The sequence below is a fragment of the Xanthomonas sp. WHRI 8932A genome, from assembly GCF_035012785.1.
Classification (GTDB): Bacteria; Pseudomonadota; Gammaproteobacteria; order Xanthomonadales; family Xanthomonadaceae; genus Xanthomonas.
On the sequence record NZ_JAYGQQ010000004.1, the window covers coordinates 45,558 to 63,509 of the forward strand.

The window sequence follows — 17,952 nt, forward strand, 5'->3', positions numbered from 1 at the left end:
GAAGACGCAACACAAACAGGGCGCCGCTGGGCGCCTTGTTTGTGCTTGTGGTCTGGTGCGGACGGTGGCAGAAACCATGGTCTCCGTAGGAGCGCACCCGGGCGCGATGAAGCCTTACCAGTAAAGCCCCATCGCGCCCGGGTGCGCTCCTACGTGCACGTCGATGCCCACTCAACGCAAGACGCGAAACCGCACTTGCGTCCAGGCACCGTCGCTGGCCATGGCGGTGAGCGTGTGCTCTCCCACGTCCGCAAAGTCGCGCTGGAATCCCTGGCGTCCGTTGGTCTGTGCAATCCAACGACCGTCCAGCAGCCAGTCGATGCGCGCCTCGCTGCCCAGCGCGCGCAACTGCAGGCGCACCGGGCGTGCGGTGTCGTTTGCGCGGGCCAACGTGGCGCGGTCACTCAATCCATCGATGCGCAGCACGCCGCCGCCGGTCATGCGCCCGTCCGGTAGGCAGTCCGGTGCCAACGGCGGCAGCTGCGCGGCGGTGCGTTCTGCCGCGCTGAGCCAGGGCGACACCAGTGCCGGCCAGCGTGCCAATGCGCGTGGCGTGCGCGCATGTGGCTGCGTGCACTCCTGCGACAGGCGCTGGCCGCTGTGCGCGTCCACCTCAAACTGCAACCGCCCGCTTTGCCACAACCGCGCGTCGCGTTCGCCAAAGGTGGGCGGCAGCGCGCCATCCAGTGCGTAGGCCTCGGCACGGCGTGCGCACAGTGCCGGCGGCGTCTGCTCCAGCGCGCCGCCGAGCGGCCAACAAATCTCCCTGGCCTGCACCGTGGCCGGCATCGGCAGCGGCGCACTGTCGCCGGCGTTGCGCGGCAATGCATCGATCACTTCGAACATCAGCGGCAATGCGGTTACCGCACCGTATTGGCCGGGCAACGGTGTGCCATCCGGGCGGCCAACCCACACACCCACGGTATAGCGCCGCGTGCCGCCAATGGCCCAGGCATCGCGGTAGCCGTAACTGGTGCCGGTCTTCCAGGCCACCCCCGGGCGGGCGGCGGTATCGAAGGTGCCACTGCCATAGCCGGGGCGCGGATTGCTCTGCAAAATCTCGCGCACGATCCAGGCCGCGCCCGGCGACATCAACCGTCGATCGATCCGTGCATCGTCCGGCGTGTAGCGCACGCGCCCGGCGATACCGCCGCGATTGAGCGCCGCGAACGCGCCGACCAATTCCTGCAATTGCGCACCGGTGCCGCCCAGGATCAACGCCAGCGATGGCGTGCTGCCACGCGGGAAGTGCAGCGCAATGCCCGCATTAGACAGCCGCGCGGCAAAGCGTGCCGGGCCGATGCGATCGAGCAGGTCCACCGCCGGCACATTCAATGACAAGCGCAACGCAGTGGCGGCACTCACCGGTCCGTTGAAGGCGGCATCGAAGTTGCCGGGCCGGTAGTCGCCGAAGCTCTGCGGCGCATCCACCAACAAGCTTTCCGAATGGATCAAGCCATCGTCCAACGCCATACCGTACAAAAACGGTTTGAGCGTAGACCCGGGCGAGCGCCAGGCCTGCACCATGTCCACATGGCCGAGCCGCTTGCGATCGCCGAAGCTGGCCGAGCCGACATAGGCACGCGCTTCCATGGTGGCGTTGTCGACCACCAGCAATGCAGCCGAAGTGCGCTCGGGCAATTGCGAAAAATACGTGGCCACGCGCTCTTCCAGGGTGCGCTGCAATTCCGCATCCAGCGTGGTGACGATGCGTGCGGCGCGCGGTTGCGCGCTATGCAACCGCTGCGCCAGCAGCGCGGCATGCAAGGGCGGTTTGAGCGCGCGCGTCACCACCGGTTCGATGCGGGCATCGTCGACCTGCGCGCGCGACCACACGCCCAGCTCCACCATGCGATCGAGCACCTTGTCGCGCGCACGTTGCGCCGCTTCCGGGTGACGGTCCGGGCGCAGCCGGCTGGGCGATTGCGGCAACACCGCCAGCAACGCCGCTTCGGCTTGCGACAACGCGGTGGCCGGCTTGCCCAGGTACGCCCAACTGGCCGCTTCCACGCCTTCGATGGTGCCGCCGTAGGGGGCGCGCTCCAGATACAGGGTGAGAATCTCGCGCTTGCTCAGATGCGCTTCCAGCTGCAGCGCGCGCAGCAACTGCTTGGCCTTGCCCCATGGCGTGCGCGTATGCGGGTCAAGGATGCGCGCCACCTGCATGGTCAAGGTCGAACCGCCGGAGACGATGCGCCCCTGCCCCAGCCACTGCCCGCCGGCACGCAACAAGCCCCACGGGTTGACGCCGGGATGCCGCCAGAACCAGCGGTCTTCGTAGTTCAGCAAGGCCTGCAGATACAGCGGCGACACCGTGTCCGGGCTGGCCGGATAGCGCCACACGCCGTTGCGATCAGCGAACGCGCGCAATGGCGTGCCGTCGCGCGCCACCACCAGGGTGGAGGTGTCGCGCGATTTGGGCAGCGGCAACGGGAAGGCCAGGTCCAGCACCAGCACCATGGCCAGCACCGCCGCCACGCTCAAGCGTAGCCAGCTCAGCCAGCGCCGTCCGTTTCGGACCTGTGGGTTCGGCACTTGCGGGCGCTGCTGCGTCCGCTCTGTCCCTGTCTGCGCCTGCGATTGCTCATCCATCGTGCCAAGCATGCAGGGCAAAACGCGTTTCGGCCACTGGCACAGATCGAATCACCTGATACCGCCCGACGTTCCTGCGCATCGGTGCTCTAGGAAGTTCGACGCACGTTCGCCGCGACCGCGGGAGGGGCCGGGCCACGCGGCGTCACGAAGACCCGCAACAAGGCCATCGTCAGAAACACGGCAGACAGGCGCAAGACCATGCCAAGCCAACCACTGGCCGCAGAGTCGGACACCGCGAACACAGTCCAAGCCGCGTTGAGCGAAGCATGTAGCACCCAGCCGCTCCAGATCGTGTAGCCGTCCTGCGCATCGACGATGGCAAACAGCAGTGCACCGATCCCGGTGATGGCAAAGATCAGCAGTGCCTCGCCCCCGCTGCCGCCGCCGGCTCCGAGCCAATGCACGCCACCGAAGATCAGCGCCTGCACCAGCGCGGCCAGTGCGGGACGCCAAGCCAGCGCGCGACAGGCGAACACGAAGCCGAACCCGCGAAACACGATCTCTTCGGCCAGCGGAAACAATAACGCCAGCCATAGCAGGCTGAGCAGATCGTCGATACCGATCGCGCTGGCCTGCGTCCATAACCCAACCCAACACGGTAACGTGGCGAGCAACGTCAACAACGGCCCACGCACCCCATTCCAGCGCAGCCCCAGGCGCGCGCGCAGATCGCCAGGCGTGCTGCGGTAGAGCAGCGCGGCTGCGATCACGACGAGGATGACGCTGAGCACATTGTCGAGGATTGCGCCGCCATAGGGCACAGGGATCCTCGGAATCGGCCACCCGATGGCCTTGGCGATATCGCGGATCTGTAGAGCAACCAGCAGCACCGCCAGCCACGTGAAATGCCTGCCAACCTGCTGAGGGCGAAACCTGAGCGACATGCCGACATCCTTGAGCGCACCTGTCAGGGATTCACTGTACCCGTTACACACCAACGCCCACAACGGTTTGAGGGCAAGACAGCGGGCTATCGTGCTTGTCGTCTGGCAGCTGCTCGCGATCGCTGACAGCGGCAGGTATCAAGCAAGGCGATGGCGTGTACTCACCCTCCCCACCAACTGGCAAGTAGTCACCTCTCTCGCCAATCGCGGACGCGATCCCACGTACCAGTGCTGATCGTGATCCAGCGCACTTGCCTGCAACCACTGATGCAGTGCGCTCAGCGTTTTTCGAGTGTGGCGCGATACCGCAACAACGCTTCCGGTGCATCAGTCTGGATGATCGACACACCATCGCGGTACAGACGCCCCCACACTTTTTCCGGATCGCGTTCGGCATCGGCGTCGCCGCCGTAGCCTGCGATAAACCCTTCCCACAGCGAGTTGACCATTAGACGTACGTTGTGTGTCTTGCTCACTGCCGCCAGGGCCGGCAATTGCGACGCGGCCATCTTGGGCAGTTCAAAGGCCATCGGGCGCGCATTGCGGGTTTGTGCTGTGGCGATCGCGGCCAGATCGGCCGTGCCGTGTGCGTTGATCAGGATCGGGAAGAAATACACGCGGTCGAACGGCTGCATCGCCGCCAGCGGCGAGGTCGCAATGCCTGCTTCGGCCTTGACGATCACCTGGTGCTGCATGCCGGCACGCGTGACCGCATCGACTACCTGCACGTAGATCGCATCCTTGACGTCCAGATTGAGCAGGATGTGGCCCTTGGCGGCGGCCAGCATCTGCTCCAACGTGACCACGCGCTGATCGGTCAGCGCTGCCTGCGCGCCGCCTTCGTCGCTGCGCAAACGCAGCTTTTGCAACTCGGCCAGCGTGAGTTCGGACAGCTTGCCGGTGCCATCGGTGGTGCGATCCACGGTGGCGTCGTGCAACATCACCAGCGTGCCATCGGCGGCGCGGCGCACGTCGGTTTCCATCACATCGGCACCGATGGCGATGCACCGCTGCAGCGCCGCCAGCGAGTTCTCCGGCGCGGTGTCGGTGAAGCCATGCTGCGGTGCGGCCGCGTGGCAACCGCGATGCGCCACCACCACGATGCCGCCTTGCGGGTTGGTCAAACGCGCCTGGATCGCCGCGACACCGGTGGGTGCTGCATTCACAGGGCTGGCGAGCGTCGCGCACAGCATGGCGGCGACAGTGGCAACAGAACGTAGTGTCATTGAACAACTCTCAAGTGGGTGACTGATCGCCCGACGGCGTCTGCGCCAGGCGAAGCACATACAAGCTGGATGCTGTAAGCAACGCTCGCACGTCCGATCCAGCGCGCCATCGGCATCCGGCCCATGGCGGCTTTATTTCAAGCGCTACGCTCAAAACGTCGGCGTAAAGCGCAGACCAAACCAATAGGTCGTGGGCACCGAATAACTGTCCTTGAGCAGGTTCTGCCCTGGGCCGGTCACGCTGGTGATGCGGCTGTGGGTGATGTTGCTGACCTGGCCGATCAAGCTGAGTTGCTTGCTGATGGCATAGGTGGCAGTGAAATCCAGTTGCGAGCGCGGCGACCAGTACAGATCCTGCCAATCGATATTGCTGACGATGGCCCGCAAGGCCTTGCCTTGCCGGTTGTAGGCAGCGCGCAGCTCCAGGCCGCCGGTGTTGTAGAACAGCGTGGCGTTGGCGGTGTAGTCGGGCTGGCCGACCAGGTTGTCGAGGCTGCGCTCACGCTGGCTCACGTTGCTGCCGCTGCCGACGCTGTACGGCACGTCCAGGCTGCCATCGAGCACGGCGAGGTTTGCGCTGAAGCCCACACCGCTGAGCCACGGCGCAATCGGCGCCAAGGTGTTGACGATGCCGTTGAATTCCACGCCGCGAATGCGCGCTTTGGCCGCATTTGCCGGGGTGCTGATCAAGGCATTCGCGTAGGTGGTGCCGTCGAAGGTGAAGCTGTCGGTGCGCGAGAGCGTAAAGATCTCGTCCTGGATGCGCTTATCGAACACGGCAGCGGAGGCGAACGCATCGAAGTCGCCGGGCAGGCGCCATTCCAGCGACAGATCCAGGTTATTGGACACGCGCGGTTTGATGTCCGGGTTGCCGATGGTGACGGTGACGCCTTGCGCATTCGGGTTGCCGGCGTCGGTCGTGTTGACGAAGCCGATCGAAGTACGCGCCGCGTACGCATCGTACGGGGGGCGGCCGAGCGTGCGGCTGGCGCCGGCGCGCAGGTCCAGTGCATCGGTCAGATGGTAGGTCATGATGGCCGACGGCAGCAGATAGTCGTAATCGGCACTGGTCGGATTGTCGACGTAGACGTAGCGATTGGTCGCGGTATCCAGCTGACGCTGGCGGCCCACCGTGTCCAGCTTGGTGCTATCCAAATGCACACCGGCCTGCACGTTGAGCCGATCGCTGCGATAGCTCACCAGCCCATAGCTGCCGAAGGTCTTTTCGGTATGGGTGAAATTGTCCTGGTTGCTGAAAGCCTGCTGGTCGGTGCTGTTGAATGCGCTCAACGGCGTTGCCGCCAGCACGCGGTTGGCCTTGCCCGGATCGATGGTGATCAGGTTCAAGCCGGCGTAACGCATCGGCGCCCTGCCGGTGCCGGCCACGTCGGCCAGGCCGAAGGCCGGCGCGCTGGTGTTGGGCTGATACTCGACACGATAGATGTCGTAGGACGGCTTGTCGGTGGTGTACGCCACGCCCGCCGCAAAGCCAATGCCCTGATCGCTTTCGCCCTGATTGAAGCCGTAATCGAGCCGTCCGGTGAGAATGCGGTCGGCCGCGGTGCGTTTGTAGTCCGGGCGCCAGTACGACAGGCTGTAGTTATCCAGGTTGTTATAAGCCTGCGGCGACACACCGAAGCGCTGATCGAACCCGGAGGTGTCGTAGTTGAACGCATAGTTGGGCGTGGCATTGAGGGTCACGCCACTGCCGGTCTGGCCCACTGGCACCGGTGCGGCGCGGGTAATGCCGGTGGCGTATTTGATCATGCGGATCGGCTCGTCGTAGGTCGCATCCGACCACGCCCCGCGCGCGGAAAACTGCTGCCGATCGGTCGGCCGCCAGATGCTGCCCAACTGCGCGACCTTGGTGCGCGTGGTGACAATCTGGTTGGAATATCCCACTTCGATATCGCCGCCGGGATACCTGCCGGAGGTGGCGGTCTGGTTGAACACCTGGTTGCGGTTGCGCGGGTCGATGATGACCTCGTTGCGCTCCATGTTGTCCTTGAAATAGTAGTAACCGGCCATGGCATACGCTTCGAGCGCCGCGCTGGGCCGCACTTCGAACTTGCCGGTGACGCCATAGCGGTCGCGCTGATTCTGCACGTACCAATACTTATCCTGCTGCGGCACCGCCCAGCCATTGCCGAGATTGGCGCCGGTCTGCAGTACGCCGTTGTTGTCGTAGAACCCGTAATGCACCGTGTCGGTGGTCATATGGGTTTCGGTGTAGCTGCTCAGCGTTTGGTAGTTGGCCGACAGCGTGAAACCGTATTGCTGTTCGCTGCCGAAGGTGCGGCTGCCGGTGGCATTCAGGCGATAGCCCGGGTCGTCCTGATCGCGCGGCTTGCCGACATCGTTGGCGTGGCCCAGCGCCGCTTCGGCACTGAAGAATGGCTTGCCGCCGTTTTCGAACGCACTGCGCGTCTTGAGATTGATCGCGCCGCCGGTGGCATTGGGATCCAGATCCGGCGTGAACGTCTTGATCACCTGCAATTCGCTGACCATCGAGGCCGGCAACAGATCCAGCCGCACGCCGCGGGTGATCGAGCCGAGCGTACCGTTGGGCGTGCCGGGCGAGGCGATGGTCAAGCCATCGATGGTGACGTTGTTGTACGACGGCCCAAGGCCGCGCAACACCGGCGTGGCCGCTTCGTCGCGCGGATGTTCGTTATCGGTCGCCGGCAACACGGATAAACCCGGCACGCGACGCAGTGCTTCGACGATGGTGCTGTCCGGCAGCGCACGCACATCGGTGGCACTGATGACATCGGTGATGTTGGTCGCTGCGCGCTTGCTCTCCACCGCCGCTGCATTGGCGCGACGCACGCCGGTGACCTGCATGGCATCGAGAGTTTGCACGCCGGTGTTGGTGGCGGCGCGCGGTGCGTCGGTGTTGGCTATTTCACCTGAGGACGCGACGGAGTCGGCGCCTGCGGCGTCGCCCGGTGCCGCCATAGCGCCTGCCGGATTTGCAGAGACTACAGGCGACGATGGAACAGTGCGCTCTGCGCTAACAGAAGCCGGGTTGGTCTGCGCCTGCAACGCGGGGGAACATGCCGCGATGGCGACGGCGAGAACGGACAAGTGCAAACGGTACGAATCGGAGCGCTGCATGGAATCCCGAGATCGCGCAGCAAAGGCGCCGCGCCGGTGAGAAAGCACGCCACCCTATCCAGTAAAAATGACCCTCGCGTGTCGCTTGCATCGCACCGAAAAGACAATGCGCAGCGATGTCGCCGCATGCGAATCCGCGGTGCCATTGCGCGGGATTGGGTTCTCCCGCTGACGTCCAACCGCGCGTAGGAGCGCGCTCGCGCGCGATGCGGCTCTCCCGCTGACGTTCAACTGCGCGTAGGAGCACGCTTATGCGCGATGCGGCTCTCCCGCTGACGTCCAACCGCGCGTAGGAGCGCGCTTGCGCGCGATGCGGCTCTCCCGGTGTAGTCCCATCGCGCACAAGCGCGCTCCTACGGCAGCCAGATTGCATCCCAGAATGGATAGTCACCGATCCGGTCCAGCAATCCGGCGCGTAGCGGTTGGCGATCAGGTAGCGAGCCACGCTGCGCAGATCGTCTTCATTGCGCAAGCCGCGGTCGTGGTAGGCCCGCGCCCAAACCGCGGCGGGCACCCTGCGCTGCTGATTGACCGCACGCGTGCTTGCTGCCTTCATGCATGACACCGCCCGCGCCAGCGGAGTGACGTCCCCCAGCTGCACCAGCCAGTGAACATGGTCCGGCATCAGCACCCAGGCAAGTAAGGTGGCATCTTCTGGCTGCGCGGCGATGAACGCGCGGCACGCTGACGCGGCCAGCTGAAAATCGTCGAACACACATCGCCGCTGGACAGTTGTCACGGTGAGTAGATAGCAGCACTTTGCGAGCGAGCACCGGCCACGACGTAGTGCACGATGTCCTGCGGAGATGGGGCTGATCATCGATGCATGCTGGCCCGCCCACGCAAATCCTTGCATCGGGGTCGGGCGCTCGCTTCAGTGAGGAAACCCCGACCGTAGGAGCGCGCTTGCGTGCGATGGGGTATAGCCGGGAAAGCTCCATCGCGCGCGAGCGCGCTCCTACCTTGTTGCCTTTAGGGCTGCACCACCGTGATCGTCGCCGGGGTGGTGCGGCCCACGCCACGCAGCTCGGGCCGATACATGTCTTCCACCAGCGACGGCGGAACGGTGTAGGTGCCCGGCGTTACCGCGCGCACCAGGTAATACACCTGCGCCTTGCTGCCCGACGACAGCGCCAGCGCAGCCACATAACGGTCGTCGCGGAACTCTTCGTGCTTGACGTCGGCGGCACTGGAACGCTCGCTGACGCCGATACCGTCCACCACCACGTCGGCCCATTGCTTGGCATCGCCGAGATTGAAATTCTCGATTTCCAGGCCGGCCGGCAACAGATCGGTGAGCAACGCATCGGGCATCGATTCGTTGGCGGTGATGGTGACGCGCACGATCAGCGCCTCGCCCTCCTTCAGCGCACGCGGCGTCCACGGCTTGCCGTCGGTGGTGTACCAGCTGCGCTCCACGCTGAGGTGGCGCGTGTCTGCTTCCGGTGCAGTGCGCGGGATGCCGGCCACTTCCAGACTGGCATACATCGGCGCTTCGCCCTGCGGCGCGAACTGCACGCCGCGGGCCAGCGCCGCACTGTCGAAGCTGCGTCCGAACACGCGGGCCGGTGCGATCTGCTGCACCTCATCGCCGACGGTCAAACTGCCCGAGACCTGCTTGCCCTGCCCCACCATCAACGCCTTGCCCAGCCGCGCCAGCGCAATCTGCTCCTGCGTGCTCAGCCACAACACTCCGCCAGCGCGGCGCGCATCCAGTGCCTGCCCCAGGGCCACCACGCGGGTGTCGTACTCGGGCTTGGACAAGCCACGTTCGTGCAGCAACGCCATCATCAAGGCATCGTCGCGCACCACACTGCCGTAATCGCTCAGATAGCGCGGACGCTCGGCGCTGTCCTTGGCAAACCCGGCCTTGATCGCCGCGTCACCGCGCTTGGTATCGCCCTGCAGCGACAACGCCGCGCCCAGATGCACCAGCGACAGGCCAGTCAACGCCTTGTCGCGCTGGTTGTCGTACAGCGCGCGCAGCGTGCCCAGCGGGGCGCGGTTGACGCGTGCCAACACGTAACCCGACCACGCCTGGTTGGCGAACTTGAGGTTGTCGCGACGGTCCTGCCCATAGAACTCGTTGCCGCCGGACAGCAGATCTTCGCTCAGGCGATTGAGTGCCTTCTGCAGCACGTTATCGGGCACCGCAAAGCCGGCGTCCTTGGCGTCGAGCAGGAACTCGGCGATGTAGGGGGTCAGGCCCGGATTGACGTAGCCGTCGTCGCCCCACATCGAAAAATGCCCGCTGGCGATCTGCATCGACGCCAGGCGGCCGAACGCGCCTTCCATGCGCTCGCGGCGCGTGGCCGCATCCAGCCCCTTGGTGCCCAGCGCCTTGGCGGTGGCCTCGTCGAGCAACAGCGCTGCGTAGCCCTTGCTGGTGGTCTGCTCGGCGCAGCCATACGGGTAATCCAGCGCGCCCTGCATGGCGCTGGCGAACGGAATCGGCGGCAGCGGGCTGACCACCATGCGCGCAGTCACCGAGCCGGCCATCAGGCCGTCGGCAAAACTGCTGTCCAGGGTGATCGGCGCCAGCGGGTCGAGCACGCGCGTCTGCGTGCGCAACACCTGCGGCCACCCGGCACGCACCGGCAGCTCGTAGTTGCGGTCGGCCTTGAAGCCATTGCCGTCCACGCGCACACGCACCTTGGCCACGCTATAGCCTTCGGTGGCGGTGAGCGGGAAGCTCAGCGTCTGCTTGGCATCCACGCCCAGCTTGATGCTGCGCGCCGCCTCGGCAATGGCCAGCGGGCCGATGCCGTCCACACGCACGTTGAACTCACCCGGCTTGCCGGTAAAGTTCTGCACGTCCAGCGTCACCGTGCTGCGGTCGCCCGGCGCCATCACGCGCGGCATGCTGGCTTCGGCCAGGATCGGCGCACGCACCACCGTTTCCATATCGCGGTTACCGTAGCGCGTGTCCGAATACACCAGCGCCGACACCCGCAAGGTGCCATTGAAATCCGGCACCGGCAGTTGCACGCGCGCATTACCCTTGGCATCGAGCGTCACCGACCCGGAGAATAGGTCCACGGTCTGCACGCGGGCGGTCGGGCGTTTGGCCTGCGGCAGCGCTTCCAGCGCCATGTCGCCGCCGAACTTGAGCTTGCCGCTGGCGCCTTCGAAACTTTCGATCACGCGACCATAAATGTCATAGGCATCGGTGCCCAGGCGACGTTGCGCGAAGAACTGCGCGTTGGCATCTGGCACCGGGAAGCGGGTGATGTTGAGGATGCCCACGTCCACCGCCGATATGGTGACGTGCGCCGCCTTGCCCGCCAGTTCCGGCACGCTCACCGTCACCGGCAACGATTGTTCGGGACGCATCTGCTTGGGCGCGGACAAGCCCACCGCCACGCGCCGCGCCTTACGATCCATCGGCACATGCGCCACGCCTACCGCACGCGCGGGGGTGATCTTGCTCGGCGCGGTACCGCCACGGAACACCAGCGCGGTGACGTAGACGTCGTGGCGCTCCCAGGCTTCTGTCACCGGAATTTCGAACGTGCTGCCCGGCTTGACGTCGATGTCCTGCACGTAGAGCAGCTTGTCGCTTTCCACCAGCAGCACGCCCTTGCCGGCGTGCGGCGGAGTCAGCGTGACCTTGAGCGTGTCGCCGGCACGGTAGCCGGTCTTGTCCAGCGCCAGCTTGACCTTATCGGGGCGCGCATCCAGGCCGCGGTTTTCGTCGTTCCAGCTCCAACCGGCGCGGAACGGGTAACGCGTGGTCAGCCCGGTGGCCGGGTCGAACACGTCCAGGCGGTACTCGCCCCACTCCACCGGGAAATCGAGCTTGGCGTTGGCGCTGCCCACATCGAGCGTGCGCGTGTCCTTGTTCTCGAAGCGGCGGGTGAAGTCGTAATCCCAGTGGTTGTCGTTGTAGTTCCAGTGGTAGTCGCGCAGCTCGCGCACCAGCGTGGCTTTCAGCCCCTTGGCCGGCTGCGGTTTGCCGTCGGCATCCACGCGGGTGAGTTCGAAGCGCGCGCTGCCGTTGGCATCGGCGCCATCTTCGTCGTCGAACAACGGGCGCACGCCAACCAGCGCCTTGGCCGGCCACAGCACACGCTTGACCGTGCGGGTCACCGTGCGTCCGCCGGTTTCGTACACGCTACCGGAGACCACTGCGGCGATCGTGCTAACCGGCTTGGCTTCGCTGGGCAGCGCGATGTCTTCGCGCAGGATGCCGTCGCTACCGAACTCGGTATCGATCACGTCCTTGGCTTCGCGCGGCAGCTCCAGGGTGGGGTCGCCGAAGAACCAGCCCGGCAACGACTCCAGCGGATGCTGCTCGACGCTGACCGCAAGTTTGGCGGTGAAACGGTTGCCATCGGCCGGCGCGCCATACAGATACGCGGCAGTGGCGACCAGCTTGAACGGCTGGCCGGCACTCAAGGTCTTTTGCGCGGCATCCAGGTCCAGCTTCATGCGCTCGGGCAGGAACTCTTCCACGCGCACGGTCATGCCCTGCACGGCATCCTTGCTGGCCGGGTCGGTGCGGAACTCCACCTGCCAGCGGCCGGTCGCGGCATCGGCAGGAATCTGCTGGGTGAATTCGAAGTAGCCCTGCTCGCCGGGCTGCAGTTTGGTTTCGCGGAAGGTCTTGCCGTCCGGCTGCTTGAGGCGCAGGAAGACTGGTTGCCCGCCCTTGGAAGGCCCGTTCGTAGGCTTGCCATCGTTGTCGCGCAGGATCGCCGACACACGCATGGTTTCGCCAGGGCGATACAGATCGCGGCCGGCCCAGGCGAACACGTCGAACCACGCACTCTGGCGTCCGGCCACCGCGAATTCGCTCAGATCCAGCGCCGGCTGGTTGAACGGCAGCAACGAGACATCGGTCTTGCTGCGCGCCACCAGCACGTGGCCGGCATCGAGCGTGTAGTTGAGCAGCGCATTGCCGTTGCCGTCGGTGGCGCCCTTGAGGAACAGCTCGCCCTTGGCATCGAGGATGCGCACTTCCACGTTCTTGATCGGCTCGCCGCTCTGCAACGAGGCGGTGTGCACGAACAACTTGTCCTTGTAGGCGCGCGTGTGCAGGCCGATGTCGCTGACGGTGAAGAACGCGGTCTCTTGTTCGTTCTCGAAGCTACCGGCGCGCTTCATCACCGCAAAGTACAGGCCAGGCTCCTGCAGCTCCTTGATGTCCTGCGTCGGCAGGTAGGTCAGCACGCGCTCGTTCTGCTTGCCGCCCAGGATGAAACGGTTGACGTACACCGGGTCGGCCAGCTTGGACAGCGGTTGTTTGTCGTTGTATTCGCTCTCAAGCTCCCAGCTGCCACGACGGCCGCCGCGCTGGAACTGCTGGAAGAACGCCGGCAGCGACTTTTCGCGCACGCGCAGAAATTCCACGTCCACTTCCGGCACGTTGACCGACACCACCGGCAGGCCGCGGCTTTCGCGCGCCGGCAACACACTGCCTTGTGAAGCGAACCCGACCACCGGCTTGAGTTCGCCGGTATAGACCTTCTGCTTGAGCGGCTTGCCCAGGCGGCTGCCATCGGCGGCCAGCAGATTGGCGTCGACCAGCACCGTGTAGTCCTTGGCGGCTTCCACGTATGGGTAGCGCAGCGTCTTGCCGTCGTCGGACAGCGACCAGCTGCTGTCGCCGGTGCCGACCTTTTCTTCGAAGCGCACCAGCGCATCGAAATCCTGCGTACCCACCAGCGGACGCGAGAATTCCAGCGCCAGCGACAGGCCGTCGCCGGTCTGGTCGGGATAGGCGCGCGCGAGCGCAAACCCGGTAATCGCCTGCTTGTCGGCCTTGATCGCCTCGCCACTGGCGGTGGGCAGCTGCCCGCTTTCGTTGCGTTTGCACGCCACCCCGCCGATCGCCACGGTCAGCAGTACCACCCATAGCAGCATGCGCCGCGCGCCAAACCACTTCATCCCTGATTGCTGCCTGTCCATTCGCGCTACCCCATGACTGAGGCGGCCAGTATAGCGACGTGCTTCACGCCGCCGATGTCGGATGTGTGGCCGGTCGTGGACTTGCCGATGGGCGGTGATCGTGCGCGGCTGTGTGCATGCCGCGATGGCACCGGCGCGCCGGAGCTGAGGTGAGCCCAGTGGTTTGACGCCGGTCTATTGCAGGGCCGCTGAGCTGCGACGTGGCTGCGGGGCCCTTTGCCGCCCACCGTCGCGGGACACGCCGCAAGTACTTCGATGTGAGCTCTTACGCGGCATCCATGACGCGTAAGGTCCCACGACGGTGGGCGGCCAAGGACCAGTCGAGAGTGTTGGTGTGCATGATTACAAGCACGGCATGACATGCGCTGTCTGGATAGCGGTGCGCCCGACAAACGTCCCATCGCAAGCAGAGCAACAGGCAGGCGTTGAACAAAGCAACCTGCGAACGTTCCGGGTGCGGTGTCCTCGCCGCTTGCGGGACCATGTGGCGGCATGGATGCCGCCACCGAGCCTCCAAGGACGGATGTAAGGCGTGTCCCGCGAGCGGTGAGGGCATCGCGCCTTCGACCAACCAGGCGTTTGACTGCATCCCAAAAGTGCAGCCAACAAAACCACTGCGCTCACCGCCAGGCAGGCGCTAACTCCGTTTGCTCGCTGCTCTTAAGAGCAGCGAGCAAAACGTAACGACCAGTCGTCAGGCAGGTGTGGACGGCGCACTCAGCACCGGAATGCATTTGTTCGCTGCTCTCAGTGCAACTGCAACACCGTGCGCATATATAGGTCGATCAACGCCGGCTTGTCCGCACGCAGACAGGCCTGCACGTTCGGCGTGCCCCGCCCTTCACGCGTATAGCCTTGCGCATCGACGTCCAGACGCAGCGGCGTGGTCGGGCACAGTTCGGGGCGCAGCAACCAGGCCACCGGCACGGCATCGAACAAGGTCGGCGTTGCGCTCGCCCAGGGCTGGTCGGTGTTGCGCCATTGGTAGTAGAGCTGGGTGAGCGCGTCGGTCAGGCCATCGCCGTGCGCAAACAGCGCGATACGTTCGGGTTCTTCCAGGGTGATCTGGGTGGCATCCAGCGGCAGCAGGACGATTGGCACACCGGCCGCGAACACGCGCTGCGCGGCCGCCACATCGGACACGATGTTGTACTCGGCGGCCGGCGCGCTGGCCGGGCGATACGCGGACTTGCCATAGCCCACCCGCACCGACCCGCCCATTGCCACGATGCGCTTGAGCTTGGCAAAGCCTGCCGGGTCGCGTTGCTGCGCCAGTGCGGCGTCGGTCATCGGGCCCAGCACCAGCAAGGTGACTTCACCCGGATGGCGCTGCGCCTGCTGTAGGATCATCGTCGCTGCATCGGGCAAGCCGCTCGGCAGCTGTCCTTTCGCGGCCCAGTTCGCCTGACTGAAGGCAATCGTGCTGGTGGTGCGCTTACCCACCGCCAACGGGATGTCGCTGCGCCCGGCCTGCTGCAACAAACGCTGCAACAGCTGTACACGCAGCGTGGTATCCCCCCACGCCGATGCAATGCCCAGCACCTGCACCTGCGGGCGACGCAACAGCAGTGCCAGCGCGAACGCATCGTCGGTGTCGTCGCCGATATCGGTGGAGACCACCACTTTGTCGTCCGGCGCAGGCGCAGCTTTGCCCTGCACCGCCGCTGCGGGCGTCTGCGCCCACGCGGCGGCGCAGAGGCACCACATCGCCAGCATGCTCCAGGTGCGTTGCCATCTGTGTTGCATCTATTCTCTCCTCCCGCAAAAAAAAAACCGCCGGCATGTTAGCCGGCGGTTCGCGTTCTACCGTACAACGATGCCGATCAGAAGTTGGCGCGGAACTGGGCGCCAACGATGCGCGGGTCGTTGATGAAGCCGGTGAGGTTGTTGAAATCGATCGCACCGGTCACGCGGATCTGGTTGGTGCAGTTGCGGCAGAACACCGACAACTCGTACGCACCGGCGCCCCAGTTGTAACCGATCTTGGCGCCGCCTTCGACCAGCGGCTGGCCGGTGAATTCCTTGGAGTCGTACAGGAAGAAATTCACTTCGCTGCGGTAGGACCAGTCGGTGTAGAAGAACAGCTCGCCGTCGTTGCCCATCGGGATGCCGTAACGCAGCGTGGCGTTGGCCATCCACTTGGACGCCTGCGGCAGGTCATTACCGTCGATCAGCGCGCGGCCGGCCGCATTGAGCGGGTCGGTCACGGTGCAGGTGCGGCACACGCCCACCGACAGGTTCGGGTCGTCGATGCGGGTCCAGTTGTAGGCGCCACCGGCGGTGACACGCAGGTTCTGGGTGATCAACGCTTCGAAATCGAACTCGGCGCCGCGTGCCTTGGTCTTGTCGGCGTTGAGCAGACGCACATCGTTGGAGGCGCCGCCCACTGCGGTGAGCTGCTGGTTCTTGACCCGGAAATCGTAGATGTCAAAGCTCAGACGCGCGCGGTTGTCGAACAGATCCGACTTGATGCCGATCTCGAACGAATCCACCGTCTCCGGCTCGGCCACGGTCAGCGGCGCGGTGCCCGAGGGCACGCCGAAGCTGGCGCCGCGGAAGCCACGTGCGGCACGTGCATACACGTTGACGTCGTCGTTGATGGAGAACGTCGCGGCCAAATCGCCGGTGACCTTGGAGTTGTCGGTCTCGCCGCTGGACGGCTCGACCAGCGTGACGCGATCCAGCGCCAACACGTCGAAGGTCTTCTTGTCGTAGGTGTAGCGGATGCCGGCGCGCAGGTTCAAACGGTCGGTGGCTGCGTAGTTCAACGAGCCGAACGCCGCCCACGAGGTATTGCGCTGGCGGGTCAGCTGGTAGCTGGCCAGATCGCCGCCGCTGAAGGTGTTGTAGGTGTAGTTTTCGCCTTCCACATCGTCGTGGAAGTAGTACAGGCCGGCCTGCCAATTGAGCGGGCCTTCGTACTGCGATTCGGCGCGCAGTTCCTGGCTGTACTGGTCCAGGCTCTTGATGCCGCCGGCGGTTTCCACCGGGAACGGAATCACACCCGGGCCGGACGGCGGTGCGAACACCGCGCCGAAGCCGCCGTCGATGTCGCCACGGCTGTAGTACTTGCCGATGCCTTCATAGGCGGTGATCGAGTGCAGCGCGATGTCGCCCAGGTCCCAGGTCAGATTGGCGCTGCCGCCATAGGTCTGCAGTTCCTGGGTGTTGGCGCCGTCGATGAAGGATTTTTCGGCGTCGAAGCCATCCACCAACTGGTTGGTGCCGGGCTGGATGATGTTGGCGCGGAACAGGCGCGCGGTGCCGTCCAGATGGCGCGCATGCGCGTTGAACAATGCGCTGAAATCGTCGCTGGCCTGGTACAGCAACTGCAGGCGCACGGCCGAGTCGGTATAGCCTTCCAGATCGCGGCCGTCGCGGTTTTCGACCCAGTCGTCGCGGCGCTGGCCCAAGGTGGACAGACGCGCCGCCCAATGCTCGCCCATCGCGATGCTCAGGCCGCTTTCCAGCGTCATGGTGCCGTAGGTGCCATAGGACAGGCTGGCGTAGCCGTCGTTGGAGCCGATGGTCGGCTTGACCGAGTTAAACTTGACCACGCCGGCCGGCGTATTGCGGCCGAACAAGGTGCCCTGCGGGCCACGCAATACTTCCAGGCCTTCCAGATCGAAGATCGGGAAGCCCTTCAGGAAGGCGTTTTCCTGCACCACGTCGTCATAGATCAGCGACACCGGCTGCGAGGCGTAGGTATTGAAGTCGGTGTTGCCGTAGCCGCGGATGTACACGCGCGGGAACACACGGCCGTTGGACGATTCGATGTTCAGGCTCGGCGCCTTGCCGGCCAGCACGCGGATGTCCGAGCCGCTGGTGGAAATGGCGTCCAGAAATTCCGGGCGCAACACGCTGGCCGACACCGGCACATCCTTGGAGTCTTCCGAGCGACGCTCAACCGTGACCTTGACCGCATCCAGACGCACGACACCGTCGGCGCTGGGCGCTTGCTGGGCGGCGGCGTAGAGCGGGAGAAGGGAAACGACGGCAACGGCAAGCGCGCTGATCTTGAGCGACCGGCTGGCTGACATGGGAAGACTCCGAATTCGGTTGGCGGAGCGGCCTGATTTCCATGCCGCGTTGCAACAGAATTAACACGATTTACACAAATTTGGCAGAGCGCGTGCGAAAAAGTTTTCATAATTAGAAATGGCGTTCTAATTAATGCAACACCCCCGTGCAATTTGTGCGCTGGAGCGTTGTGGGTCTCA

General features: G+C 64.9%; 7 protein-coding genes, 1 other RNA gene and 1 pseudogene. All 9 read right to left on the minus strand.

Features of this window, described 5'->3' with window-relative positions:
* Positions 1 to 171: 171 nt before the first annotated feature.
* The 9 genes and pseudogenes from pbpC to VC212_RS07355 all read right to left on the minus strand — a co-directional run bounded on the left by pbpC (position 172) and on the right by VC212_RS07355 (position 17,772).
* Positions 172 to 2,592, minus strand: a complete 2,421-nt coding sequence (gene pbpC, locus VC212_RS07315) for a penicillin-binding protein 1C (RefSeq protein WP_323515339.1) — start codon at positions 2,590 to 2,592, stop codon at positions 172 to 174.
* Positions 2,593 to 2,681: 89 nt separating this feature from the next.
* Entirely contained in the window at positions 2,682 to 3,479 is a 798-nt protein-coding gene (locus tag VC212_RS07320) for a CPBP family glutamic-type intramembrane protease (protein ID WP_323515340.1), read from the minus strand.
* A gap of 278 nt (positions 3,480 to 3,757) precedes the next feature.
* A complete protein-coding gene (locus VC212_RS07325; protein ID WP_323515341.1) occupies positions 3,758 to 4,705 on the minus strand; it encodes a glycerophosphodiester phosphodiesterase family protein in 948 nt (315 codons plus the stop codon).
* A gap of 150 nt (positions 4,706 to 4,855) precedes the next feature.
* Positions 4,856 to 7,822, minus strand: a complete 2,967-nt coding sequence (locus VC212_RS07330; RefSeq protein WP_323515342.1) for a TonB-dependent receptor — start codon at positions 7,820 to 7,822, stop codon at positions 4,856 to 4,858.
* Positions 7,823 to 8,175: 353 nt separating this feature from the next.
* A pseudogene (locus VC212_RS07335) lies at positions 8,176 to 8,642 on the minus strand (transposase).
* Between the two features lie 152 nt (positions 8,643 to 8,794).
* Positions 8,795 to 13,687, minus strand: coding sequence for an alpha-2-macroglobulin (locus tag VC212_RS07340; protein WP_323515375.1), 4,893 nt, complete (start codon positions 13,685 to 13,687; stop codon positions 8,795 to 8,797).
* Positions 13,688 to 14,400: 713 nt separating this feature from the next.
* A non-coding RNA gene (locus tag VC212_RS07345) (sX9 sRNA) lies at positions 14,401 to 14,466 on the minus strand.
* A gap of 13 nt (positions 14,467 to 14,479) precedes the next feature.
* Positions 14,480 to 15,478 (minus strand): nucleoside hydrolase, encoded by a 999-nt coding sequence (locus tag VC212_RS07350; protein ID WP_323515343.1) that lies wholly within the window; start codon positions 15,476 to 15,478, stop codon positions 14,480 to 14,482.
* A 77-nt stretch (positions 15,479 to 15,555) separates the two neighbouring features.
* Positions 15,556 to 17,772 (minus strand): TonB-dependent receptor, encoded by a 2,217-nt coding sequence (locus VC212_RS07355; RefSeq protein ID WP_323515344.1) that lies wholly within the window; start codon positions 17,770 to 17,772, stop codon positions 15,556 to 15,558.
* Between the last annotated feature and the right edge of the window lie 180 nt (positions 17,773 to 17,952).